The sequence below is a fragment of the Kitasatospora sp. NPDC004614 genome (genome assembly GCF_042873675.1).
Taxonomy (GTDB): domain Bacteria; phylum Actinomycetota; class Actinomycetes; order Streptomycetales; family Streptomycetaceae; genus Kitasatospora.
This window is the reverse complement of the sequence record NZ_JBIALR010000002.1, coordinates 27302-50629: the sequence shown is the minus strand read 5'-3', so window position 1 is coordinate 50629 and position 23328 is coordinate 27302. Positions and strand designations below refer to the sequence as shown.

The window sequence follows — 23328 nt, the reverse complement described above, 5'->3', positions numbered from 1 at the left end:
GTGGTGCGCGGTCGCGGACAGGACGCGGCGCCCGGCGGCCCCTTCTCGGGTACGGCCGGGTGGCGCTCTCACCTGCGGGCGACGCAGACCCGGATCAGCAGTTCCCGCCCACTGTCGGGCGGTGCCCGGCCGCCCTCGGCGCCGCCGGCGCGCAGCGGTCCGGCCGCGGACGGCTGCGGGTGGGTCCACGGCACGGTGGCGGACGGGCCGGCCGGCGGCAGCTGGTCGCGGGCCGGGGTGGAGACGCAGTCGACCATCGCCCCCTCGTGCGCGCCCGGCGCACGGACGGCCAACCGGCCGCCCCCGTCCATGACGTGCGCCCCCATGTGTGGGGCCGCCGCGGTCGCCGTCTCCCGGTGGCACCCGGCGGCGCTCGCCGGGCTTCCGTGCATCAGGAACAGCCCGAGCAGCAGGGCGCACAGCACCGCCCACCGGGCGACCGTCCGCCCGGCCGGGTCCGTCGCCCGCCCGGTCCGCTCCATCCGCACCACGATACCCCCTCCCCGTATACCTGCAGGGTAAGTGCGCGAGCGACGGCACCCCGCTGCTGATCGGCGGCACCGCTCCGGTGCTGCTCGTCGCGGGCGCGGTCATGTTCTCCGCCCGCTCGCCGCGCCTGATCGGCCGCAGGTCAACTCCCTTCGCCCCGGCGTCGATTCCGGTGTTCGGGGCGGAGGGACGGCCGGCGTTCCGGTTCGCGTGTTCGAACCGGGCCGCCTAGAGTTCCGGCGGACAGGCAAGCGGACGGATCGGGGAGAACGTGGCGGGCAGGCGGGCGGCGGGCAGTGCGGGCGCGACCAGAGAACCGGCGGCCGGGGGAGCCGAAGCGGCGTACTGGCGGGCGATGGCGGAGGCCGACGAACGGGAGGCCAGCCGCAAGCGGACCGTCCGCATCACCGCGCTGGCCACCGGCCTGGTGGCGGTCGGCGCGATGGTCGCCGTCGCCGTGATCGTCACCGATCGTGCCGACGATCCGTCAACCACCAAGACCGCCAAGGCCGGTGTCGTCGCCTCCCCCGAAGCCAAGCAGTCCGCGAAGGCTCCCGCCGGCCAGGGCGGCTCCGGCCAGGGCGGCTCCGCCTCGGACACCGCCGGTTCGGTACCCGGGCTGAAGCTCGGCAGCGCCGCGAAGGTCGGCGCCGCCGACGGTCGCGACGGCAAGGCGCTGCAACTCACCGGCACCGGCGACGCCTACGCCGAGGCCGCCGACGCCACCGTGGACACCAGCAAGGACTTCACCGTCTCCGCCGTGGTCCGCAACGACGCCGCCAGCGCGTCGAAGGCGGCGCTGTCGCAGAACGGCGAGCAGTTCTTCTCCTTCTACCTGGGCCGCGAGGACGCCGGGGCCAACAAGAACCGCTGGGTCTTCAAGGTGCAGACCGCCAACGAGACCGGCAAGAGCGCGCTGGCGGTGTCCACCGCGACCGCCACCACCGGCCACTGGACCACCCTGACCGGCGTCTACAACGCCAAGGCCAAGAGCATCTCGCTGTACGTGGACGGCGTCCTCGCCCAGACCACCGCGGCCCCGTCGATCGTGGCCGGCACCGGCCCGCTGGAGCTCGGCCGGGCCCGCTACAAGTCGCAGTGGTCGGACGCCTGGAACGGCTCGGTCACCGGCGTCCAGGTCTGGAAGAAGGCGCTGACGGCCGACCAGGTCGCCAAGGCCGCCACCGGCAAGTCCACCGAGACCCCGGCGGCGAACCTGCTCGGCTCCTGACCGCCTTCTGACCCGGAGAGGGGGCCGGCGGACATCCGCCGGTTCCCTCTCTTCGTCGCTCAGCCCAGGCCGTTGACCTTCTTGTACTCGAGCGCGTACGCCAGCTTGCCCGGCTTGGCGTCCGAGTACGGCTTGCTCAGCTTGTCGAACTCGCCCTTGTTGGCGGCCTTTCCGGCGTTCCACTGGGCCAGCGCGCCCAGGTCGGCGGCGGTGAAGCCGCTGTCGACCACGCTGCTCTTCGGCAGCGCGGCCATCGTCTGGGTGGTGCTCTTCACGGCGGCCAGGTAGCTGGTCAGGTCCGAGCGGTTCCAGCCGGACAGGTCGACCGGCTTGGTGTCGCGGAGCCAGCTGCCCCAGTAGAACTCCTGGAACGGCACCGAGTTCTGGGTGTAGCCGATGTCGCGGCCGAAGTAGAGCAGGCTGCGGTAGGTGTCGTCCTGGAAGTTGGCCAGCCCGACCGAGGTCGGCAGCTTGTTGATCTTCACCGGGTTGCCCTGCGGGTCGTTCAGGTACACCCACTTGTTGGCCCGCATCTGCGCCCAGAAGTCCTTCTGGGTCAGCGTGGACAGGTTCGCCAGCACCTTCAGCCGCACGTGCAGGTTCGCGCCGCCGTCCGGGGTCTCGTAGAAGGACGTCAGCGTGTGGTGACCGTCCGTCAGGAACGGCTCGCCGCCCGGGCCGATCACCACGGTCTTCATCGCGGCCTCGCTGTCCGCGGTCTCCCCGCCCACCGGCAGCGTGCAGGTGAACGAGGACGGGTCGTCCAGCCGGGCGTTCGGCTTCGCGGCGACCGCCTCGATGCGGCCGTCCGCCTCGCACCAGTCGCTGAACTTCTTGTTGATCGCGTCCTTGCCGAGCGTGTACCGGCCGAGCTTGTAGTACACCTCGTCGTAGCCGAGCGACGGCTGGGTCGGGTGGACGTCCCCGATCCGCACGTCCAACAGCTCCCCGGGCTTCGCGCACAGGTAACCGGCGAACGGCGTGTGTCGGTTGTCGTGCCCGCAGAACGACGGACGCTGCCCCGGCGCGCCGGGCGCGGCCACCGCGCTCGGCGCCGTCGCGGCAACACTGACCAGGGCCGCACCGACCGCCAACAGCGGTACCGCGGAAGGAACTCGGAATCGCATGACACTCCCTGCGCGCATGACTGGATGTGGCCGTGAGCGTCCCAGCGGCGGGCCAACACCCGGCAACCCCGCCGTGGCTTCCCGGAGAACGCGGATGAACGATCCCCGGCTCAGCCGCCGGGACGGACCCGCTGCCGGAGCCGGGCCGCGGCCGGCCGCGGCGACCCCAGGTGGAAGAGAGCATCGACGCCGAGCAGACCGGCCACGGCAGTGCCGGTTCGTCGCTGTGCTGTGCGGTTCACGGGGCTCCCCCGGTTCGAGCGGGCGAACTGTCAACGGGAAGAGGACGCGGGCGCGTTGGACGTTTCCTATGACCCGCGTCACCCGAACGTGTCGGGGCCGGTTCAGAGGTGATCCTCCCCATCCACCGGTGGAGCGAGGGACAGAAGGTGTGGCGGCGGGCCGAGGAGCTGGGGTTCCACGCGGCCTACACGTACGACCACCTGAGCTGGCGGCTCGTTCACCTAGCGGCGCCTGACCAGCGAAGTAGTCGTATTTTACGAGGAACATCTGCATTACGCGCATGATATTGTGCGCTTGATGAAGATTTCTGCGCCCTCGCTGCTTCCGCTCTTCCGGTCCCAGTTGCAAGGGGACCTCCTGGCACTCGTGCTGTTGCACCCGGATCGCAGTTGGACGCTCACCGGCCTTGCCCGGGAGCTCGGGGTCTCGCACACAGCTGTCCTTCGAGAGGTGGACCGGCTGATCGGGTCGGAGATCCTCGCGGATGAGCGGGTCGGACGAACCCGAGTCATCACAGCCAGGACCGACACCGTTCTGTACCGGCCGCTGTGCGACCTGTTGCTGGTGACGTATGGGCCGCTGCCTCGCCTGAGTGCGCTCCTGGCCGACCTGGACGGCATCGACGAGGCGTACATCTACGGTTCCTGGGCAGCCCGCCACAGCGGCGTGCCCGGACCGATCCCAGCAGACGTCGACGTCCTGGTCGTCGGACGCCCCGATCCGGACGAACTCTTCGATCTCGCCGAACGTGCCTCCCGGGAGTTGCGCCGGGAGGTCAACGTCCACCGTGTCGCTTCAGAGGCATGGGCATCGCCGAGTGACGAACCCTTCCTGACCTCGGTCCGTGAGCGACCGCTGGTCCGCCTGCACCTACGTGAGGAGAACGGCGAATGAGCCGCTGGGAGCAGGGCCGGACCGTCGTTGACGACCTGATCCATCGCAAGGAGGTCGAGATGGTGCCGGCCTCGACGGAGCATGCGGAGGCGGAACTCGCCCAGGCCCGACAGCACTTGGCCTCCGCGAGGATGCTCCTCGATGTCGACCCGGTCGGTGCGTACAGCCTTGCCTACGACGCTGCGCGCAAGGCGCTTGCGGCGGTCCTGGTGAACCAGGGACTTCGCGCCACGAGCAGGGGCGGCCATGTCGCGGTCTACGAGACGGTGAAGGCGCAGCTGGACCCGCCACTCGGAGGCATCCTGCGACCGTTCAGCCGCATGCGTGTCCGCCGGAACGAGAGCGAATACCGATCTGCCGAAGCTCCGCCGGTCACCCCTGAGGAGGTCAGGGGAGATCTGCCGAAAGCACAGGCGATCATCGAGCTGGCGGAGAAGGCCATGCCGCACATGGGTCGCTACTGATCACAGAAAACCAGCCTCGGTCACGGGTGGCCGGGTCGACCCGGCACACGCCGTGTCCTGGTGAACCTCTGCCGACGGCCGCCAGCAGCGAGTTCGCTGAGACGCTCACCGATCACGGAAACGCCCGGGCGGGGCTCCTGCTCGTAGTACCGGGGCTTGCGCCGGCGCAGCAGCTCCTCGCCGTGCTCGTCCCAGGTGAATCCGGGCTTCCGCAGCAGCTTCCGGAACACCTCGTCGACGGTCTCCGGGTGGGCGGCGGCCAGGCGGCGGAGCGGCAGCGGTGCAATCGACTCCTCGCGCAGGTACACGCGCAGCAGGTCCTGGTGCTGCCTGCGGCCAGGGAGGGCCGGATCGGCGAAGAGGTCCCGCAGCATCCCGTAGTCCGCGTAGAAGTTGAGCCCGTCGACTTCGTCATAAATGGCACCGACCGTTTCCGATTCCGCGAGTCCTCGCGGCAGTTCGAAGGCCGGCAAGGCCAGGCCGGGGAGCCGCCTGCCCCGGGCCCGGTCGGGATGCTCGGCGACGGCGGCTTCCTGCCGGTGCCGGTAGTAGGCGTTGAGCCGCTCCTCGGTTTCGGCAGGGGGAAGGACCAGTTCGTCGCTGCCGCAGAACTCGATGAACGCGGTTCGGTCCTCCCGCATCGAGCGCCATCCCTGCTCGATCTTCTCGGGGTTGCGGAAGACCAATGAGGGGTGTTCGGTAGCCAGTTGGAGCGCCGCCTGGGCGATCTCGGTGGCGCTGGACTTCGGGTAGGACGACATCATTCCGGAGATCAGCCACGCCCCGTCGACCGAGTGGACGGGCACCAGGCAGGTGTGCAGGAATCCCCCCTTGGACACTCCGCGGAAGGCCACCCGCCCGACGTTCGAGTACGTGCGGTACTCCAGGTCGTCGATCAGGTTCAGAAGGACGACGGCGTCCCCATCCTTGCGCCGGATCTCGAAGATGCCCTCGACGGGGTCACGCCAGCCGAGAAGCATCTCCCGATCCGCCTCGGTCAAGCCCCGTCGTCCGGCGACGAACCGGTCCACCACGGTCGAACCGTCCGGCAAGCGGTACCGCAGGATGAAGTTGTCGATGATCCGGATCGCATCGCCTTCCTCCAACTGCCGCTGGGGCCCGGCGGCCTCCAGGAGGTGGGGCGTCAACCACCGGTCGAAGCGCGCGCTCTGGGCGAAGGCGACGAGTTCACCCTTCAGTTCGGAGCTTCGCTCGATCAGGTCTCGCAACGATGCCTCATCCTCGTTCCGTACCACGACAGCCATGCGGGCCCTCTCGATCTCGAAGGTTCCGGCGCTCACCGCGTCCAGTAGTAGCGGTACGCCTCGACCCACTCCGCTCCGTCCGGAGCCGGTTCCGGCAGCTGAAGGTCCAGCAATCCGATCGTCTGCCGGAACTCACCGCGGGTGCACAGGGCGACGATCCTTCCGTCCAGTGAGAGGTCGATGCCGCCCACGGTCACCTCGGCGCCCAGCACCGAGGTGCTGAACGGCACCGACAGGTTCTCCTCGACGGCGGTGAACAGAGCCGACAGCTCCTCGTGCTCGTCGTAGGTGTCGACCGTCGCTTCCTCGACCAGCGCGGCCAGTTCTCGCCTGCTCAACGTGCCCATGGCGCCACGCTAGCGGACCTGCTCGTGCCGACTCGCGGGCGATCCGAAGTCCCGCCGATCCGGGCGCGTATCGTCACTGCATGCGCTTGAGTACCGTTATCCTCCCCATCCACCGGTGGAGCGAGGGGCAGAAGGTGTGGCGGCGGGCCGAGGAGCTCGGGTTCCACGCGGCCTACACGTACGACCACCTGAGCTGGCGGAGCTTCCGGGAGGAGCCCTGGTTCGGGTCGGTGCCGACGTTGACGGCGGCGGCGTGTGCGACCGAGCGGATCAGGCTCGGGACGTTGGTGACGTCGCCGAACTTCCGGCACCCGGTGACGCTGGCGAAAGAACTGATCACGCTGGACGACGTGTCCGGCGGGCGGGTGACGCTCGGGGTGGGGGCCGGGGGGTCGGGGTTCGATGCGACGGCGCTCGGGCAGGAGGCGTGGTCGCCGAAGGAGCGGGCCGACCGGCTGGGTGAATTCCTGCCGCTGCTGGACGAGTTGCTGAGGGAGGACGCCACGACGCGGGAGGGCGCGTACTACTCGGCGGTGGAGGCCCGGAACATCCCCGGCTGCGTACAGACGCCCCGGGTGCCGTTCTACGTGGCGGCGACGGGGCCGCGCGGCCTGCGGCTGGCGGCGGAGTACGGCCAGGGCTGGGTGACGTACGGGGACGTGAAGGCGCCGGCCGACGTGCCGGTGGAGCAGGCGCCCGCGGTGATCGCCCGGCAGATCGCGAAGCTGACCGAAGCGTGCGAGCAACGCGGCCGGGACGTCGGCGAGTTGGAGAAGCTGCTGCTGCAGGGATCGACCGCCGAGCAGCCGTTGCAGTCGGTGGACGCCTTCGTCGACTGGGCGGGAACGTACCGGGAACTGGGGATCACCGAACTCGTGGTGCACTGGCCCGTCCCGGACTCGATCTTCGCGAACGATCCCGACGTCTTCGAGCGGATCGCCACCGACGGACTGCGGCAACTGGGTCAGTAGGAAAGGGGCAGGACCGGTCAGGGGCCGCCGCAGGCGTGGCCGGAGGGGAGTCCTAGGCTCGTCGCAGCCCGGCGCGCGTCCGGGGCGGTGGCCTCTGAAGGGGGTACGGATGAGCGGGGACAACAGAGGTCCCGGGCAGCAGCCCGGCGGGCAGTGGGGGCAGGGACAGCCCTCCGGTCAGGGGCAGTGGCCGGGGTACGGGCAGCCCGGTGCGCCCGGCGGCGGCTGGGGGCAGGGCCCCTGGGGGGCCGTGCCGCTCGCGCCCCAGCCGGGCGTCATCCCGCTGCGCCCGCTGTCGTTCGGCGAGATGTTCAGCGCGGTGTTCGACACCGTCCGCCGCTACTTCAAGGCGCTCTACCTGCCGTTGCTCGCATTGGTCGGTATCGGCGCGGTGCCGGTGACGGTGGTCGCGCTGTTCTTCGTGGGCGACCTGCGCGACGCGATCGAGCGCCTGCCCGACGACGGGAGCGCGCCGACCTGGCAGCAGCTGTGGGACCTGGTGAGCCCGGTGGTGCTGCTGATCCTGGTGCTCGGACTGGTGCTGTTCGCCCTCAACGTCGTGGTCGCCCCGCTGGCCACCGTGGTGCTGCGGGCGGCGACGCTCGGCCGTCCGATGACGGCCGGTCAGGCCTGGAAGGAGGCGCTGCCCAAGCTGTGGCCGGCCGTGCTGTCCCAGGCCGCGGTGCTCGTGCCGCTGTTCCTGCTGGAGGTCCTGGCGTTTGGCGGCCCGATCGCCCTCACGGTGCTGAACGACAACCCGCTGCCGGTGCTGCTCCTGCTCGTGCTCCTTCCGGCCGTCTCGATCGGCAGCGTGTTCGTCACCGTCCGGCTGACGCTGCAGGTGCCGGTGCTGGTGCTGGAGGAGACCACGCCGATCGGCGCGATCCGCCGGGCCTGGCGCCTCAACGCGGGCAACTGGTGGCGCAGCCTGCTGCTGGGCTTCATCGTGGCGTTCGCCGGACGGGTCGCGGCGAACATCGTGACGGCTCCGCTCGGGATCGTCCTCGGGGCCATCATGCCGACCAGCACCGTCGGCGCCTCGTCGCAGGAGCCCGTGCTCCCCAGCAGCGGTGTGCTGACCACGCTGGTGGTGCTGGGCGCGCTGGCCATGCTGCTGATCGCGGCGATGACGGCGCCGCTGACGCCGCTCGCCAACGGTGTGATGTACATCGACCGCCGGATCCGTACGGAGCGCCTCGACATCGCCCTGGCCGAGGCCGCCGGCATCCGGCTGACCGACCCGGCGGCGCCGTCCGCTCCGCCCGCTCCGCCCGCGCAGCCGGGCCCGCAGTCGACCCCGCAGCCGGGCTCGCAGCCCGCTCCGGCAGCCCCGGCGGCCCCTGCGGAACCGCCCGCGCGGCCCGCGCCGACCGCGTCGGAGGAGCGGTCCGAACCGTCCTCCGATGCCCCCGCGGGGCAGCCTGCTCCGTCCACGAAGGATGACTCGGGCACGAGCTGATTCGGACGGGGGTTGCGGTTCGGTCACGGCCTGTCCGATTGGCTCGGGATTGCGGCAAATCGGCCTGGCAACCGTGTTGTTGACGACTGCACAGGGCTCTCATAATTCGTGCACCGCACGGTGACACCTGTGTTCGGGCCGACCGGGGGGACAGCCCGTGGGGGCCGTGCGGTCGTCCACGCGCACCCTGGGGGGAGACCCTTGTCCGTTTCCGAACCGACCCCTGGTCAGGAGCCGGCCGCCGAGCCTGCCGGCCGGCCGGCGGCCACCGAGCCCAACCCCGTCACCCCGGCCCCGGCCGAACCCGAGTTGGCCGCCGAGCCTGTTACTGAGCAGCCCGGCCCCGAGCAGCCCGCCGCAGCCCGCGGGCTGCCCCGGGCGGCCGGCGTGGCCCTCGCGGTGGCCGGCCTGCTGGCCGTGACCGCGACCAGCGCGGCCGTCACCGTCGCGGTCGGCAAGCCCGACCCGGCCACCCGGGTGGCCGCCGCCCCGGCCGCCACCGCGAGCGCCTCGGCCAGTGCGAGCGCGAGCGCCTCGCCCAGCCCCTCGCCCACCCCGACCGCCTCGCCGAGTGCGGCGCCGCGCCCGTCCAGCACGCTGCAGGGCAGCGTCTCCGGCGGCAAGCACTCCGGCGACCTGCGCTACTTCCTGCTGCCGGTGCCGGACAACGCCGACCCGTACGGTTCGCCGGACGGCGCGATGCTGAGCACGGACGACCTCCAGGCCCAGTACAAGGACAGCGTCGACATCAAGGAGGTGCTGGACTCCTGGGGCTTCAAGGACGCCGCCGGCCGCACCTACCGCCTCCGGGACGGCAAGACCGAGGTGCGCTCGGAGCTCAAGCGCTTCGGCCGCACCGACCGCGCGCAGGGCTTCGCCGACCACTCGGGCTACGGCGACAACTCCTTCGACATCGACGGGGTGTCCAACGCCAAGGGCTACGTCTTCAAGCCCAAGGAGCAGGCGTACACCGGTGCGCTGATCGGTATCGGCGTGGTCGGCGACGTGGTCTATGAGATCACTGTCGAGGTGCAGGGCGACCCCGACAGGGCGCTGCTCTTCGACGCCATGAAGCGCGAGCGCGACCGCCTCACCAACGGCTGACGGCCGTCCCGAACTCTCTTTCCAGGAGTACCAGTTGAGCACCGAGTCCACGGGCGCCGCGGAGCCCGGGGCGGCCGCCGCCGTGCCGTCCGAACCCCCGACGGCCACCCCGTCCACACCCGCCTCCGCCGACGCACCCGCCTCCGTCGACGCGCCTGACGCGCCCAACGCACCCGCCTCCGCCGAGGCGTCCGACGCACCCGCCTCCGCCGAGGCGTCCGACGCACCCGACGCCCCGTCCGGCGCGCCGACCACCGAGGGCTTCGAGCACGTCGAGGTGCTCGCCGGGGGTGAGGAACCCGCGCGCAAGAAGCGGAAGTTCGGCGTGGGCGCGATGTTCCTGACCGCCGTGGTGGCCGGACCGGTGATCGGTGGGGTCATCGGTTACGGCATCCAGGCCTCCCGTCCGGCGACGCCGCTGCCCGAGCTCGCCGCGGTGAAGCTCAGCTACCCGGCCGAGCGGATCGACGCCAAGGCGCTGGCCGCGGCCGGCCCGCAGCCGCTGAACATCGACGGCGACCTGCGCGAGCTGCTGATCAAGCGTCCGGACGGTACCGAGGACGACAGCATGGGCAGCAACGGCTGGATGTCCGCCGCGGACGTGGCGAGGACCTTCGGCAACAGCGCCGAGCAGTTCTCCACGCTGCTGTCCGGTGGGTTCCGCCGGCAGGCGAACGTCAGCTGGATCTCCGGTGACGTCAAGTACCGGGTGAGCCTGCGGCAGTACCGGCCGGAGTCGGTGCACGAGGTGATGTCCGGCATGAGCCCGCGCCGCTCCGATCTGAGCCTCTCGAAGTTCGCAGGCAACGACGAGAGCATGGTCATGGTCTCCACGAAGCCCTACAAGTACGCCCGCAGCAGCGAGGAGTACTACTGGGGCGGGGCCGTGGCCCGGAAGGGCACCGTGCTGATGAGCATCGAGGTCTTCGCCAAGAACCCGGTCGACCGGAGCCAGCTGGAGGACATCGCCAAGCGACAGTGGGAGCGTCTCGCGTGACCGACATCGAATCCCCCGAGCCGGCCGCCCCCGCGCAGCCGCCCACCGCCACCCCGCCGGTCGACGCCACGTCCGCCGACACCACGTCCGCGGACACCACGGTCACCGAACCGGCTGCCGCCGCAGTCGAGTTCACCAAGCCGGACACAACGCCGGACGCCGCGCTGGACGCCGAGCCCGCGACCGCCCCGGCCGCGAAGCCGCGCCGGATCGCGCTCAAGGCGGCCGCCGCGGTGGTCGCGGCGGCGCTGGTCGGCGTCGGCATCGGCGAGGCGATCATCAAGGTCCACTACAAGGACACCCCGGCCGCGCCCACCGCGGCGGCTCCCGCCCCCTCGGCGAGCCCGGCCCAGGAGTGGGGTGCGAAGTCCAACGGCAACCACTTCGGCAGCCTGCGCGACCTGCTGCTGCCGATGCCGTCCAGCTACCACCTGGGCCCGGACTTCGGCTCGATCGGCAACGACAACGAGCTGCGTGACGCGGACCTGGACAGGGCGCTGAAGGAGACCATCGCCGACGTCCCGGAGAAGTACCGGAAGGACGCCGAGAACGCGCTGTCCTCGCTGCACATCCAGGGCATCGGCGCGCGCAGCCTGGTCACCATGGACAACCAGACCTCGGTGATGCTGGTGCTCAGCCAGTTCAACCAGCAGGCCGTGGAGGCGGAGAACAACTCGTACGGCAAGTGGTTCACCGACAACGAGCTGTACCGGCAGGGCCCGGGCGTGGCCGGCCACTCGGAGGCGCACTGCGCGCTGCCGACGCTGAAGGCCGGTGAGCAGCTCGACTTCCTGCAGTGCTACGCCGGCGTGGGCGACCTGCTGGTGCAGATGAGGGTCTCAGGGGTCGCGCCCCTCGACCAGAACAAGGTCGTCGACCTGTTCCGTCAGCAACTCGACCGACTGGCCATCCCGGGAGCCACCGCATGAGCACCGACATCACCCCGAACCCCGGTCCGGCCGAACCGTTCGAACCGATCGTGCCGGTCACCCCCGACGTCACCCCCGACGTCACCCCCGACGCCGCCACCGCCGGGAGCGGCGAGGCGCCCGGCGCCCCGGACGCCTTCGTCCCGGCCGACCAGGGCGAGTCGCCCGAGCAGCCGAAGCGTGACCGCAAGCGGCTGTGGCAGGTCGGCGGGGCGCTGCTGCTGACGGTGGTGACCGGCGCGGCCACCGCCGTCGCGGTGACCCTGCCGGACCGCACCGACCTGCCGGGTCTGGCCACGCCGAACGACGGCCGTTACGTGTTCCCGCAGTTGACGATGCCTCCGCTGCCGGTGGGCGCCTCGGCCCCGTCCGACTACAAGATCAAGACGCACGCCGCGGACCTGCGGGCGCTGCTGCTGCCGCTGCCCAACGGCGCCGTCGGCACCGGCCCGTCGGCCGCCCCGAGCGGGTCCGCGTCCGCCTCCCGGAGCGCGAGCGCGTCCGCGAGCGCCTCCGCGTCGGCCAGTGCTTCCGCGAGTGCGCCCGCGAGCCTGCCGCCGGTGGCGGGCCGCTGGGTGCCGTGCGACCGGGACATGATGCTGGCCAACGACGACCAGTACGCCCAGCGGCTGGTCAGCGACGCCTGCCGCGGCGCGGCCGCGCAGGGCTGGACCACCAAGGACGGCACCCGCACCGAGCTGCGGCTGATCCGGTTCGGCTCGGCGGACGAGGCGACCAACTTCTTCTCGTTCGCGAACCAGCTGGACGCCACCAAGGACATCCACTCCACCTCCCTGGATGTCGCCCACACCTACAAGGTGGCGCTCGGCAGCGTGAACGTCCGGCTCTCGGACGCGAAGGCCGGCGACGTGCCCACCGGCCGGCTCGGCTGGCTGCAGTGCGGCGACGTGGTCGCGCTGGTCCAGATGACCAATCCGAACGGCGTCCCGGACCAGGCGTTCCGGCAGATCCTGCTGCTGCAGAGCAGCCTGATGGTCTGAAAAACCCGCACGGACAGGTGAGTTGACGAAGCGACGAGTCCCGGCCCGCCCCCGCGACCCCTAGGGGGCGGGCCCGGAGTGTCATCCCGTGGGCGGACGGAAGCTCAGCTTGTCAGCGCATTCCGCGCCGGGGGTGACGGCACTACGTTGATGACCGTGTCCACAGTCATCAAGACGGACGGCCTCACCAAGAGGTTCCCCCGGGTCACCGCCCTCGACCGGCTCACCGTGGAGGTGCAGCCCGGCGTGGTCGGACTGGTCGGAGCGAACGGTGCGGGCAAGTCCACCCTCATCAAGATCCTGCTCGGCCTGTCCCCCGCCACCGAAGGCACCGGACAGGTACTCGGGCTGGACATCGCCACCCAAGGCGCGGAGATCCGCGAACGGGTCGGCTACATGCCCGAACACGACTGCCTGCCGCCGGACGTGTCCGCCACCGAGTTCGTCGTCCACATGGCCCGGATGTCCGGCCTGCCGGCCGCCGCCGCCCGCGAACGCACCGCCGACACGCTGCGCCACGTCGGCCTGTACGAGGAGCGCTACCGCCCGATGGGCGGCTACTCGACCGGCATGAAGCAGCGCGTGAAGCTCGCCCAGGCACTCGTCCACGACCCGCAGCTGGTGCTGCTGGACGAGCCGACCAACGGCCTCGACCCGGTCGGCCGGGACGAGATGCTCGGCCTGATCCGCCGCATCCACACCGACTTCGGCATCTCGGTGCTGGTCACCACCCACCTGCTGGGCGAGCTGGAACGCACCTGCGACCACCTGGTGGTGATCGACGGCGGCAAGCTGCTGCGGTCCTCCTCCACCGCCTCGTTCACCGAGGCCACCCAGCTGCTCGCGGTCGAGGTCACCGACCACCCCACCGACCACACCTTCGACGCCGAACAGGTGCTGCGCGAACGCCTCACCGCCGCCGGACTGACAGTGCGCGCCGACAGCGGCCGCATCCTGCTGGTGGAACTCGCCGGCGACGAGACCTACGACACCGTCCGCGACACCGTGGACGACCTCGGCCTCGGCCTGATCCGGCTCGAGCAGCGCCGCCACCGGGTCGCCGAGATCTTCAGCAGCAACTCCGACGGCGACCAGCAGCCCGCCCGGTCCGAGACGCATGACGAGCAGGCCGCGGCCGTGCCGGCAGGAGGCGAGCAGGCATGACCACCCCCGCCAACACCCACAGCGGCGTCATCCACGACATCGGCTACCGCCCCTACACCGGTCCCCGGCTGGGACGCGGCTACGCCACCCGCTCGCTGTACGTGCAGAGCCTGCGCGCTGCGTTCGGCCTCGGCCGCTCCGGCAAGTCCAAGGTGCTGCCGTTCCTGCTCCTCGGCGGCCTGGTCGCCCCGGCGCTCGCGATGCTCGCCATCGCCACCTTCGCCGGCCTGAAGCAGATGCCGCTGGACTACGCCCCGTACCTCGCCAACTTCGGGGTACTGACCCAGATCTTCCTGGCCGCGCAGGCCCCTGTGCTGATGTCCCGCGACCTGCGCCACCACGTCGTACCGCTGTACTTCTCCCGCCCGGCCAGCCGCACCGACTACGTGGCAGCGAAGTTCGCCGCCATGTTCAGCGCCCTGCTGATCATCCTGACGCTGCCGCTGCTGGTGCTGTTCATCGGTTCGATGCTCGCCAAGTTCCCGTTCGGCGACAACCTGGTCCACCTGCTGTACGGCCTGTTCGCCGCCGTCCTGTACGCGCTGCTGTACGCCGCGCTCGGCCTGCTGATCGCCGCCCTCACCCCGCGCCGCGGCTTCGGCGTCGCCGCCATCATGGGCACCCTGATGATCACCAGCGCGATCTCGGCGATCGTCCGCGGCCTGACCGGCGGCTACGACCCCGTCCCCAAGGAGTCCGCGGCCTGGGCCGAGCTGATCTCGCCCAGCGCCACCGTCCAGGGCCTGGTCAACAAGGTGTTCAACCTCGGCGGCGACGGCCCCGAGCGGCTGGCCGCCCCCGGCACCTTCGGCGTGCTGGTGTTCGCCACGGTCATCGTCCTCCTCACGGCCGGCAGCTACGCGCTGACGCTGCGCCGCTACCGGAACGTCTGAGAGGCAGCCATGGCCGTCATCACCATCGACAAGGTCTCCCGCTGGTTCGGCAACGTGGTCGCCGTCAACGACGTCACCATGAACATCGGACCCGGCATCACCGGCCTCCTCGGCCCCAACGGCGCCGGAAAGTCCACCCTCATCCACATGATGAGCGGCTTCCTCGCCCCCTCCTCCGGCGCGGTCACCCTGGACGGCGCCCCGATCTGGCGCAACCAGCAGGTCTACCGGCAGATCGGCCTGGTCCCCGAGAAGGAGTCGATGTACGACTACCTGACGGGCTGGGAATTCGTCCTCGCCAACGCCGAACTGCACGGCCTCGCCAACCCCGGCGCCGCCGCCAAGCGGGCCCTCGCGCTGGTCGAGATGGAATACGCCCAGGAACGCCAGACCGGCACCTACTCCAAGGGCATGAAGCAGCGCGTCAAGATGGCCTCCGCCCTGGTCCACGACCCGGCGGTACTGCTGCTCGACGAGCCGTTCAACGGCATGGACCCGCGCCAGCGCCTCCAGCTGATGGAACTGCTGCGCCGCTTCGGCGCCGCCGGGCGCACCGTGCTGTTCTCCTCGCACATCCTCGAAGAGGTCGAGCAACTCGCCCGCCACATCGAGGTGGTGGTGGCCGGACGGCACGCCGCGTCCGGCGACTTCCGCGAGATCCGCCGCCTGATGACCGACCGCCCGCACCAGTACCTGGTGCGCTCCAGCGACGACCGCCGCCTGGCCGCCGCGCTGATCGCGGACGGCTCCACGGCCGCCATCGAACTCGACGCCACCGCCCTGCCCCACAGCGGCTCCGCCGCGGGGGCCCTGCGCATCCAGGCGATCAACTTCCAGGGCTTCACCACCCTGCTGCCCAAGGTCGCCCGCGAGGCCGGCATCCGGCTGTACACCGTCTCCCCGGCCGACGAGTCGCTGGAAAGCGTCTTCTCGTACCTGGTCTCGTCCTGAAGGGCCCCCGATGAACACCACCGTCGCCAGGCTCACCGCGCGCGGGCTGTTCGGCCGCCGGCGCATCCTGATCCTGCTGGCCGTCCCGGTCCTGCTGCTGGTCATCGCGGTGATCGCCCGCAACAGCACCCTCGACAAGCTGGAACTCGCGCACAGCATCCTGGGCAACCTCGCCCTCGGCACCCTGGTCCCGATCACCGGACTGATCACCGGCACCGGCGTCATCGCCACCGAGATCGAGGACGGCTCGATCGTCTACCTGCTCGCCAAGCCGCTGCCGCGCTGGAAGATCGTCACCACCAAGCTGGCCGTCGCGATCGGCAGCACCTGGCTGCTCGCGACCGTCCCGACCTACCTGGCCGGGCTGATCCTCTACGGCGGCGCCGACAACGTCGCCCTCGGCTACGCCGTCGGCACCCTGGTGTCCGGCGCCGCCTACAGCGCGCTGTTCCTGCTGCTCGGCGTGGTCACCCGGCACGCCGTGATCGCCGGCCTCGCCTACGCGCTGATCTGGGAGAGCCTGATCGGCAACTACGTCGAGGGCGCCCGCACCCTGTCCGTCCAGCAGTGGGGCCTGTCGCTGACCAAGGCGATCGCCGCCGACGGCACCGTCACCGCCCCGGTCGCACTGACCACCGCGGTGTGGCTGCTGATCATCGCCGCCGTCGGCGCCACCGCGCTGGCCTCGGTCAAGCTGGCCGGCCTCACCCTCAACGGCGAGGAGTAGGCCGGAGGAACGCGAAACGGCGGGGACGGCACGCAGCCGTCCCCGCCGTTCGTCGTTCCCGAGGCAGTCGTCAGATCGTCCGGTCGCGGCCCGCGCCCCAGCCGGCCACCGCCGCCACCGCGGCCAGCACCAGCATCACGATCAGCGTCGCGTCCCAGCTGCCGGTCAGCTGCTTCAGCGCACCGCCACCGACCGGACCGGCCGCCGCCACCAGGTAGCCCACCGCCTGGCTCATCCCGCCGAGCCGGGCCGCACCCAGCGCGTTCTCGGTCCGCAGCACGATGAACGCCAGACCCAGGCCCAGCGAACCGCCCTGCGCCAGACCCAGCACCGCCGCCGAGAACCAGGCACCCGACACCGGCGCCAGCAGCAGCCACGCGATGCCCGCCGCGTTCAGCCCGGCCATCGCCAGCGCCAGCCCGCGCTGCCGGGTCATCCGGCCCGCCGCCAGCGGCACCAGGAACGCGCTGACCACCTGCACCAGGTTGCTGAACGCGAACACCAGACCGGCCTCGCCGCGCGCCATCCCGTGGTCCGACAGGATCGTCGGCATCCACGCCACCAGGGTGTACACCAGCAGCGAGGAGATCCCCATGAACGCGCTGATCTGCCACGCCAGCGGAGACTTCCACGGGCTGACGGTGACGCGCTGCGCCGCCGTCGCCGGGGCCACCCGCAGCGGCACGGTCGGCTCCCGGCGGGCCTTCAGCACCTGCGGCAGCCAGGCCAGCCCGGCGACCAGCGCCAGCACCGACCAGGCGCCCAGCGAGGCCTGCCAGCCACCGCCGAGAGCGTGCTCCAGCGGCACCGACAGCGCGGCCGCCATGGTCGCGCCGACCAGCATGGTGGTCGAGTAGACGCCGGTCATCATGGCCGCCCGGTGCGGGAACTCCCGCTTCACCAGGCCCGGCATCGACACGTTCAGCACCGCGATCGCCACACCGATCACCATGCAGCCCGCGTACAGCGTCCACACCGACGGCAGCACCCGCAGCAGCACACCCGCTCCCAGCGCCAGCACGGCGCCCAGCACCACCCGCTCGGTGCCGAACCGGCGGGTCAGCCGCGGCGTCAGCGGCGCGCCCACACCCTGGAACAGCACCGGCACCGTGGTGATCATGCCGCTCGCCGCCGCCGACAGGCCGAAGGTGCGCTGGATCTCCGCCACCATCGGCGAGACCGCCGCCAGGCAGGCCCGCATGTTCAGGGCCACCAGCACGATGCCCACCAGCAGCAGGGCGGGGTGCGCGAACTTGGCGGTTCGGGTACCGACCTTCGGATCGAGGACGGGCTGCACGGCACGGGTGACCGACGACATGGCGGGGCTGACTCTCTGTGCGGGTGGAAGAAGAAGGAGAACGGACGGGCGGCGTGGCGCTACTTGCGCGCGGCGATCTCGGCGAGCAGCTGCTCCACCGCCGCCGTCGGCTCCGCCAGCAGGGCCCGACAGGCCGCCTCGGCCCGCTCCGGGTCACGGCTCTCGATCGCGTCGACCAGCGCCGCGTGGGTGCCGATCGCCACCTCCGGCATGTCGTGGTCGCCGAACGCCGCGCGCATCGACTCCCGCACCGAGGCCCCGAAGTACCGGTACACCTCGGTCAGCGCCGGGTTGTGCGCCGCCTCCACCACCGCCGTGTGGAACTCCAGGTCGTGCTCGACGGTGGCCTCCCGGCCGGCCCGCTCCGGGTGCGCGGCCATCACTTCGGCCTCCCGGGCCAGCGCGGCCCGCATCCGGGCCAGGTCGTCCGGGGTGTGCCGCTCGGCGGCCAGCCGGGCCGCCTCGGTCTCCAGCGCGGCCCGCACCTCCAGTACGTCCCGCACCCCCGACCGCTGCACTCCGCGCAGCACCGACGCCGGATCGCTGGTCGAGCGGACGAACGTCCCCTCGCCCTGCCGGGAGACCAGCATCCCCGCGTGCACCAGCACCCGGATCGCCTCCCGCACGGTGTTGCGACCCACCCGCAGCCGCTCGGCGAGCTCGTGCTCGGTCGGGATCCGCGACCCCACCGGCCACGCCCCGCCCGCCAGCTGCTCGCGCAGCTGCTCGATCGCCTCGTCCACCAGTGAACGCCGCCCGGCCGCCTGAAGTCCCTCCACGCCGGGCTCCCTTCTCGCTCCCTGTCGGATGTCGGTCATCCTACAACTCCTTGCCCGGTCATCCTACAACCGCCCTGGCGTGCGAAAACGCTGCCGGCCCGGGCAGTCGCGAAGGGCTCTTGCGGAGGCTGTCGGGGCGCTGAAGTCACCTGTCTCACACGGGAGAACGGGAACCCCTGGTGTGAACACGTCGTTCGAGTGCTCGGAGTGGAGACCCAGGCCGTGACTTTCGAAATGATCCCTTTATATGCTCCGCTCTCTAGCTTCATCCGTCGGCCCAGCGGACGGACTGGTTGCTGAGGCGCCCGACGGCCGCCTCCGGTGAAGGGTGTACGTATGGCAGGCCAGAGGGCGGGGGCGTCCGACGCGGATGCCGGCTGGTGGGAGAACGATCCGCCGCAAGGCGGCACCTACCAGCAGGACGCGCCCCGTCGCGACGACGCGCCGTCCACCGGAGTCCCGCGCCGCCGCGCGGCGAGCCACGACGACGCTCCGGCCGCCGGCGGCCGCGCCGCGTCCCGCCGCGCCCAGGGCCGCGGCTCCGCCGCCACCCCGCCGCGCTCCGGCCGCCGCGCCGCCCCCGCCGCCGAGCCCGAGCCCGAGACCGAATCGGCGGGCGGCTCCGGCCGCGGCGGCCGGGCCGGCTCCCGCCGGGCGGCGGCCGCCCAGGGGCGCCGCAAGCCCCGCCGCACCAAGAAGATCATCATCTGGTCGCTGGTCGGCACCAGCCTCGTCGTGGTCGGCACCGGCGGCTACTTCTACTGGCGCCTGAACGGCAACATCTCCGCCTTCGACCGCGAAGGCATAGCCAAGGACCGCCCCGCGGCCGCCGAGCCCGACTCCCAGGGCCGCCGGCCGATGAACATCCTGCTGATCGGCTCCGACTCGCGCGACGGCGCCAACAAGGACCTCGGTGGCGGTCAGGAGGGCGGCGCCCGCTCCGACACCACGATCCTGCTGCACGTCTACGCGGACCACAAGCACGCCGTCGGCGTCTCGTTCCCCCGCGATGCCGTGGTCGACATCCCCAAGTGCCTGCTGCCGAACAAGAACTGGACCAAGCCGCAGACCAACGCCAGGTTCAACAGCGCCTTCTCGGTCGGCGGCACCGAGCAGGGCAACCCGGCCTGTACCCAGAACACCGTCGAAGCCCTGACCGGCCTGCGCGTCGACCACACCATGGTGGTCAACTTCGAGGGCTTCTCCGCGATGACCAAGGCCGTCGGCGGCGTCGAGGTCTGCCTGCCCAACGCCATCCACGACTACGACCTCAACCCCAACCTGCCCAAGAAGGGCGGCAAGGAGATCTACCCCAAGGGCATACAGAAGGTCGAGGGCCAGGCCGCCCTCGACTACGTCCGCCTGCGCCACGGCATCGGCGACAACTCCGACGTCGGCCGGATGAAACGCCAGCAGGCCTTCCTGTCCCAGCTCATCAAGTCGGTCAAGACCAAGGGCATGAGCCCGACCAACCTGCTGCCGCTGGCCGACGCCGCCACCAAGTCGCTCACCGTCGACCCCGACCTGGCCGGCGTCGACAAACTGCTCGACCTGGGGATGTCCCTCAAGGACATCGACCTGCACGACATCAAGTTCATCACCACCCCCTGGCACTACCAGGGGGAGAAGATCGGCCTCAACCACCCCGAGGTCGACCAGCTGTGGGCCGCCCTCAAGGCCGACCGCACCCTCGACGGCCAGGACGCCGGCGCCGGCGAGAGCCCCGCCCCGAGCGAGTCCGCCGCCCCGTCCACCAGCGCCCCGGCCGCCCCGCCCGCCAACGGCGCCGGCATCAAGGTCGCCGTCCTCAACGGCAGCGGCGCCTCGGGCCTCGGCAACAAGGCCTCGACCGCCCTGAGGGCCGCGAACTTCACCGTCACCAGCACCGGCAACGCCAGCAGCCAGAACCACGCCACCACCGTGGTCCAGTACGGCAGCGCGAGCCAGAAGGCCAACGCGCAGGCCGTCGCCTCGCTGTTCCCCGGCGCCACCGTCGAAGCCGGCTCCGGCGCGGGCATCACGGTGACCCTCGGCAAGGACTACGCCGCGAGCGCCGGCGGCGACGGCGCCCAGGGTGGCGGCAACACTCCCGCCCCCGGCCCGCTGCCGACCAGCGTCACCAACGACGCCCGCTCCGCCGACGACGACCCCTGCGCCAACGTCAGCTACGGCTGACCGGCGGACCCGCAGCACACGAAAGCGCCACCGGCACCAGGCCGGTGGCGCTTTCGCCGTCCCTGAGGGTCAGCCGTTGAGGCCGAACACCCGGTCCAGCACCACGGCGACGCCGTCCTCGTCGTTGGAGACGGTCACCTCGTCGGCCACCGCCAGCAACTGCTCGTGCGCGTTGCCCATCGCCACCCCGTGCGCGGCCCACCGGAACATCGGTATGTCATTGGGCATGTCACCGAACGCGATGGTCTCGGCCGCCGTGACACCCAGCCGCCGCGCGGCCAGCGACAGACCGGTCGCCTTCGTCAGACCCAGCGGAAGCAGCTCGACGATGCCGTCGCCCGCCATCACCACACCCACCAACTGACCCGCCACCGACCATGCCGCCTCGGCAAGTTGATCGTCCGTCAGCTCCGGGTGCTGGATGTACAGCTTGCTCACCGGCGCGGCCAGCAGCTCCTCCGGCGCGACCTGCCGCACCGGCAGCCCGGTGGCGATCCGCAGCCGGTAACCCGGCCCCGCCACCACCTCGCCGTCCAGCCCGTCCTGATTGGCGGCGACCGCCAGCGGACCCACCTCGGCCTCGATCTTGGCCAGCGCCAGCGCCGCCAGCTGCCGGTCCAGCGTGACCGAGGTGAGCAGCTTGTGCGCACCCGCGTCGTAGACCTGCGCGCCCTGCCCGCAGACCGCTATCCCGGTGTAGCCGATCTCGTCCAGCACCGGCTTCGTCCAGCCCGCCGAGCGGCCCGTCACGATGATGTGCTGCGCCCCGAGCGCCGTCACGGCGCCCAGCGCCTCACGGGTCCGGGCGGAGACGTTCTCGGCGCCGGTGAGCAGCGTCCCGTCGAGATCGGTGGCGACCAGCCGGTAGGGCAGGGCGGCGGTGCTCATGCGCGAAGTGCTCCAGGTGCTCCGGGACGACGGGACGGACGGGACGGGCAGGCGGTTACTTGGCCGCGGGCTCCAGGACGGCCTTCCCGCCGAGGAACGGCCGCAGCGCCTCGGGCAGCACCACCGAGCCGTCGGCCTGCTGGTGGTTCTCCAGCAGCGCGACGATCACCCGGGGGACGGCCACCAGCGTGCCGTTGAGGGTGGCGACCGGACGGACGCCGTCCTTGTCTCGCATCCGGATGGAGAGCCGGCGGGCCTGGTACTCGGTGGTGTTGGAGGTCGAGGTGACCTCGCGGTACTTGCCCTGGGTGGGGATCCACGCCTCGATGTCGAACTTGCGGGCGGCGGACGCGCCGAGGTCGCCGGAGGCGACGTCGATCACCCGGTAGGGCAGCTCCAGCGCGTTCAGGAAGTCCTTCTCCCACTGGAGCAGGCGGCGGTGCTCGGCCTCGGCGTCCTCGGGGGTGGTGAAGACGAACATCTCCACCTTCTCGAACTGGTGGACCCGGATGATGCCGCGGGTGTCCTTGCCATAGGTGCCGGCCTCGCGGCGGAAGCAGGACGAGAAGCCGGCGTAGCGCAGCGGCAGCTTGTCGCCGTCCAGGATCTCGTCCATGTGGTAGGCGGCCAGCGGGACTTCACTGGTGCCGACCAGGTACCGGTCGTCGTCCTCGAGGTAGTAGACGTTCTCGGCGGCCTGGCCGAGGAAGCCGGTGCCGTCCATCGCGGCGGGGCGGACCAGCGCCGGGGTGATCATCGGGGTGAAGCCGGCCGCGGAGGCCTGCGCCATCGCCATGTTGACCAGGGCCAGTTCGAGCAGCGCGCCCGGACCGGTCAGGTAGTACGAGCGGGCACCGGCCACCTTCGCGCCGCGCTCGGTGTCGATCGCGCCGAGCAGCTGGCCGAGTTCGACGTGGTCGCGGGGCTCGAAGCCCTCGGCGGCGAAGTCGCGGGGGGTGCCGATCTCCTCCAGGGTGACGAAGTCCTCCTCGCCACCGACCGGAGCGGCCGGGTCGATCAGGTTCGCCAGCGAGCGCTGCAGCCGCTCGGCCTCGTCCTTCGCCTCGCTCTGCGCGGCGTCGGCGGCCTTCACCTCGGCGGCCAGCTCCTTGGTGCGGGCCAGCAGGGCGGCCTTCTCCTCGCCCTTGGCGGCGGCGACCTGCTTGCCCAGCTGCTTCTGCTCGCTGCGCAGTTCGTCGAATCGGGTGCCGGCGGCGCGGCGGCGTTCGTCGGCGGAGAGCAGGGCGTCGACCAGGTCGACGTCCTCTCCACGGGAGCGCTGCGAGGTACGTACGCGGTCCGGGTCGTCACGGAGCAGGCGAAGGTCGATCACGGATCAAGCCTACCGGTGGCCGGTGGTCCGGTTCCGGCCATCGCAGGGCTTGGGCGGGTATGTCGCATTCTGTCCGGAAATCTGGCATCCTGCGCCCGGCCATCGGCGCGGGGGGTGTGGGCAAGCGCTCCGGGGGCTGGGGATAACTCCCGCCAACCTGTGGATAACCCCGGTGGACAACTCTTTCGAGGTCCGGTTATCCACAGGTGTGCGCCTGGGCCTGTGGACAGGAGAAAACCCATGGTCCGTGGGCCATCGAACCGGCATTTCCAGGTTTCAAACCTCGATACGGCTTCCCGAGTGAGGGAATTCGCTCGCTCGCACAGGTGATTTGTCGGCGCAGGGGTGACTCTGGTCCGATTAGTCCTCCCTATGCCCCTAGCTGATGATCTGACCGGGCCTGAGGGTGTCTTTACCGGTTTGTCGACTCCGGCCCGTCCTGTGGATAACTTCACAGCAGCTGGGGACAACCGCCCCTGTGGATGCCGGCCACCGCCCTGTGGATGAACCACCCCGCCCCGCACCCCGCACCGACGGCCCCCGGAGCACCGTCGGTGAACACCCGTCGGCCGGGCAGGT

Annotated in this window: 22 protein-coding genes and 1 pseudogene; 15 read left to right on the top strand and 8 right to left on the bottom strand. The window is 71.2% G+C overall.

What is annotated here, in order from left to right; translation table 11 throughout:
• Positions 1 to 68: 68 nt before the first annotated feature.
• Positions 69 to 482 carry a DUF6153 family protein gene (locus ACFYST_RS05535; RefSeq protein WP_387860170.1) on the bottom strand — a complete coding sequence of 138 codons (414 nt, stop codon included), beginning with the start codon at positions 480 to 482 and terminating at the stop codon, positions 69 to 71.
• A gap of 278 nt (positions 483 to 760) precedes the next feature.
• Between ACFYST_RS05535 and ACFYST_RS05530 the strand changes: the two genes are divergently transcribed.
• Positions 761 to 1720, top strand: coding sequence for a LamG domain-containing protein (locus ACFYST_RS05530; RefSeq protein WP_387860168.1), 960 nt, complete (start codon positions 761 to 763; stop codon positions 1718 to 1720).
• 59 nt (positions 1721 to 1779) lie between these two features.
• Here the strand turns inward: ACFYST_RS05530 and ACFYST_RS05525 are convergent, their stop codons facing one another.
• A complete protein-coding gene (locus ACFYST_RS05525) occupies positions 1780 to 2847 on the bottom strand; it encodes a ParB-like protein (protein ID WP_387860165.1) in 1068 nt (355 codons plus the stop codon).
• 350 nt (positions 2848 to 3197) lie between these two features.
• Here ACFYST_RS05525 and ACFYST_RS05520 point away from each other — a divergent pair.
• The 3 genes and pseudogenes from ACFYST_RS05520 to ACFYST_RS05510 form a co-directional block, all read left to right on the top strand.
• Positions 3198 to 3302, top strand: a pseudogene (locus ACFYST_RS05520) (LLM class flavin-dependent oxidoreductase); the annotation flags it as partial.
• Positions 3303 to 3387: 85 nt separating this feature from the next.
• On the top strand, positions 3388 to 3984 hold the full coding sequence (locus ACFYST_RS05515; protein WP_387860162.1) for an ArsR family transcriptional regulator: 597 nt from the start codon (positions 3388 to 3390) through the stop codon (positions 3982 to 3984).
• Positions 3981 to 4448 carry a HEPN domain-containing protein gene (locus ACFYST_RS05510; protein WP_387860161.1) on the top strand — a complete coding sequence of 156 codons (468 nt, stop codon included), beginning with the start codon at positions 3981 to 3983 and terminating at the stop codon, positions 4446 to 4448. Before ACFYST_RS05515 ends, ACFYST_RS05510 begins: the two co-directional genes overlap by 4 nt.
• A gap of 20 nt (positions 4449 to 4468) precedes the next feature.
• On the opposite strand, the gene ACFYST_RS05505 is transcribed toward ACFYST_RS05510, so the two are convergent.
• Both ACFYST_RS05505 and ACFYST_RS05500 read right to left on the bottom strand, forming a co-directional pair.
• On the bottom strand, positions 4469 to 5677 hold the full coding sequence (locus ACFYST_RS05505) for a hypothetical protein (protein WP_387860160.1): 1209 nt from the start codon (positions 5675 to 5677) through the stop codon (positions 4469 to 4471).
• Positions 5678 to 5745: 68 nt separating this feature from the next.
• Positions 5746 to 6060 carry a hypothetical protein gene (locus ACFYST_RS05500; RefSeq protein WP_387860157.1) on the bottom strand — a complete coding sequence of 105 codons (315 nt, stop codon included), beginning with the start codon at positions 6058 to 6060 and terminating at the stop codon, positions 5746 to 5748.
• Between the two features lie 80 nt (positions 6061 to 6140).
• On the opposite strand from ACFYST_RS05500, the gene ACFYST_RS05495 reads away from it, so the two are divergent.
• From ACFYST_RS05495 to ACFYST_RS05450, 10 genes are all read left to right on the top strand, one after another.
• On the top strand, positions 6141 to 7031 hold the full coding sequence (locus ACFYST_RS05495; RefSeq protein ID WP_387860155.1) for an LLM class flavin-dependent oxidoreductase: 891 nt from the start codon (positions 6141 to 6143) through the stop codon (positions 7029 to 7031).
• Between the two features lie 109 nt (positions 7032 to 7140).
• Positions 7141 to 8490 (top strand): hypothetical protein, encoded by a 1350-nt coding sequence (locus tag ACFYST_RS05490; protein ID WP_387860152.1) that lies wholly within the window; start codon positions 7141 to 7143, stop codon positions 8488 to 8490.
• Positions 8491 to 8691: 201 nt separating this feature from the next.
• Positions 8692 to 9594 (top strand): hypothetical protein, encoded by a 903-nt coding sequence (locus ACFYST_RS05485; RefSeq protein ID WP_387640286.1) that lies wholly within the window; start codon positions 8692 to 8694, stop codon positions 9592 to 9594.
• A gap of 34 nt (positions 9595 to 9628) precedes the next feature.
• On the top strand, positions 9629 to 10591 hold the full coding sequence (locus ACFYST_RS05480; protein ID WP_387860149.1) for a hypothetical protein: 963 nt from the start codon (positions 9629 to 9631) through the stop codon (positions 10589 to 10591).
• The gene (locus tag ACFYST_RS05475; RefSeq protein ID WP_387860147.1) at positions 10588 to 11520 is read left to right on the top strand and encodes a hypothetical protein; all 933 of its coding nucleotides are present in this window, start codon (positions 10588 to 10590) and stop codon (positions 11518 to 11520) included. Before ACFYST_RS05480 ends, ACFYST_RS05475 begins: the two co-directional genes overlap by 4 nt.
• The gene (locus tag ACFYST_RS05470) at positions 11517 to 12521 is read left to right on the top strand and encodes a hypothetical protein (RefSeq protein WP_387860146.1); all 1005 of its coding nucleotides are present in this window, start codon (positions 11517 to 11519) and stop codon (positions 12519 to 12521) included. The genes ACFYST_RS05475 and ACFYST_RS05470 overlap by 4 nt, the downstream gene beginning before the upstream one ends.
• Before the next feature lie 150 nt (positions 12522 to 12671).
• Complete coding sequence (locus ACFYST_RS05465) at positions 12672 to 13685, top strand: ABC transporter ATP-binding protein (protein WP_387640295.1); 1014 nt, start codon at positions 12672 to 12674, stop codon at positions 13683 to 13685.
• Complete coding sequence (locus ACFYST_RS05460; RefSeq protein WP_387640298.1) at positions 13682 to 14578, top strand: ABC transporter permease; 897 nt, start codon at positions 13682 to 13684, stop codon at positions 14576 to 14578. The genes ACFYST_RS05465 and ACFYST_RS05460 overlap by 4 nt, the downstream gene beginning before the upstream one ends.
• Before the next feature lie 9 nt (positions 14579 to 14587).
• On the top strand, positions 14588 to 15529 hold the full coding sequence (locus ACFYST_RS05455; RefSeq protein WP_387640301.1) for an ABC transporter ATP-binding protein: 942 nt from the start codon (positions 14588 to 14590) through the stop codon (positions 15527 to 15529).
• A 10-nt stretch (positions 15530 to 15539) separates the two neighbouring features.
• Positions 15540 to 16256 carry an ABC transporter permease gene (locus ACFYST_RS05450; RefSeq protein WP_387640304.1) on the top strand — a complete coding sequence of 239 codons (717 nt, stop codon included), beginning with the start codon at positions 15540 to 15542 and terminating at the stop codon, positions 16254 to 16256.
• Between the two features lie 70 nt (positions 16257 to 16326).
• Here ACFYST_RS05450 and ACFYST_RS05445 read toward each other — a convergent pair whose 3' ends face one another.
• Complete coding sequence (locus ACFYST_RS05445; protein WP_387860144.1) at positions 16327 to 17574, bottom strand: CynX/NimT family MFS transporter; 1248 nt, start codon at positions 17572 to 17574, stop codon at positions 16327 to 16329.
• Between the two features lie 59 nt (positions 17575 to 17633).
• Positions 17634 to 18392, bottom strand: a complete 759-nt coding sequence (locus tag ACFYST_RS05440) for a FadR/GntR family transcriptional regulator (protein ID WP_387860143.1) — start codon at positions 18390 to 18392, stop codon at positions 17634 to 17636.
• A gap of 297 nt (positions 18393 to 18689) precedes the next feature.
• Between ACFYST_RS05440 and ACFYST_RS05435 the strand changes: the two genes are divergently transcribed.
• On the top strand, positions 18690 to 20528 hold the full coding sequence (locus ACFYST_RS05435) for an LCP family protein (protein ID WP_387640310.1): 1839 nt from the start codon (positions 18690 to 18692) through the stop codon (positions 20526 to 20528).
• A 69-nt stretch (positions 20529 to 20597) separates the two neighbouring features.
• Here the strand turns inward: ACFYST_RS05435 and ACFYST_RS05430 are convergent, their stop codons facing one another.
• Positions 20598 to 21416 carry an HAD family hydrolase gene (locus ACFYST_RS05430; protein WP_387640313.1) on the bottom strand — a complete coding sequence of 273 codons (819 nt, stop codon included), beginning with the start codon at positions 21414 to 21416 and terminating at the stop codon, positions 20598 to 20600.
• Between the two features lie 55 nt (positions 21417 to 21471).
• Positions 21472 to 22749: a serine--tRNA ligase gene (gene serS / locus ACFYST_RS05425; RefSeq protein WP_387640315.1), complete on the bottom strand. Its 1278-nt coding sequence runs from the start codon at positions 22747 to 22749 to the stop codon at positions 21472 to 21474.
• Positions 22750 to 23328 lie beyond the last annotated feature (579 nt).

Excerpts from the sequence above, each read along its gene's own strand:
- ACFYST_RS05535 (WP_387860170.1), bottom strand. The coding sequence starts at position 482 with ATGGAGCGGACCGGGCGGGCGACGGACCCGGCCGGGCGGACGGTCGCC.
- ACFYST_RS05525 (WP_387860165.1), bottom strand. The coding sequence starts at position 2,847 with ATGCGATTCCGAGTTCCTTCCGCGGTACCGCTGTTGGCGGTCGGTGCG.
- ACFYST_RS05515 (WP_387860162.1), top strand. The coding sequence starts at position 3,388 with ATGAAGATTTCTGCGCCCTCGCTGCTTCCGCTCTTCCGGTCCCAGTTG.
- ACFYST_RS05510 (WP_387860161.1), top strand. The coding sequence starts at position 3,981 with ATGAGCCGCTGGGAGCAGGGCCGGACCGTCGTTGACGACCTGATCCAT.
- ACFYST_RS05500 (WP_387860157.1), bottom strand. The coding sequence starts at position 6,060 with ATGGGCACGTTGAGCAGGCGAGAACTGGCCGCGCTGGTCGAGGAAGCG.
- ACFYST_RS05495 (WP_387860155.1), top strand. The coding sequence starts at position 6,141 with ATGCGCTTGAGTACCGTTATCCTCCCCATCCACCGGTGGAGCGAGGGG.
- ACFYST_RS05490 (WP_387860152.1), top strand. The coding sequence starts at position 7,141 with ATGAGCGGGGACAACAGAGGTCCCGGGCAGCAGCCCGGCGGGCAGTGG.
- ACFYST_RS05470 (WP_387860146.1), top strand. The coding sequence starts at position 11,517 with ATGAGCACCGACATCACCCCGAACCCCGGTCCGGCCGAACCGTTCGAA.
- ACFYST_RS05465 (WP_387640295.1), top strand. The coding sequence starts at position 12,672 with ATGACCGTGTCCACAGTCATCAAGACGGACGGCCTCACCAAGAGGTTC.
- ACFYST_RS05460 (WP_387640298.1), top strand. The coding sequence starts at position 13,682 with ATGACCACCCCCGCCAACACCCACAGCGGCGTCATCCACGACATCGGC.
- ACFYST_RS05455 (WP_387640301.1), top strand. The coding sequence starts at position 14,588 with ATGGCCGTCATCACCATCGACAAGGTCTCCCGCTGGTTCGGCAACGTG.
- ACFYST_RS05450 (WP_387640304.1), top strand. The coding sequence starts at position 15,540 with ATGAACACCACCGTCGCCAGGCTCACCGCGCGCGGGCTGTTCGGCCGC.
- ACFYST_RS05445 (WP_387860144.1), bottom strand. The coding sequence starts at position 17,574 with ATGTCGTCGGTCACCCGTGCCGTGCAGCCCGTCCTCGATCCGAAGGTC.
- ACFYST_RS05440 (WP_387860143.1), bottom strand. The coding sequence starts at position 18,392 with ATGACCGACATCCGACAGGGAGCGAGAAGGGAGCCCGGCGTGGAGGGA.
- ACFYST_RS05435 (WP_387640310.1), top strand. The coding sequence starts at position 18,690 with ATGGCAGGCCAGAGGGCGGGGGCGTCCGACGCGGATGCCGGCTGGTGG.
- ACFYST_RS05430 (WP_387640313.1), bottom strand. The coding sequence starts at position 21,416 with ATGAGCACCGCCGCCCTGCCCTACCGGCTGGTCGCCACCGATCTCGAC.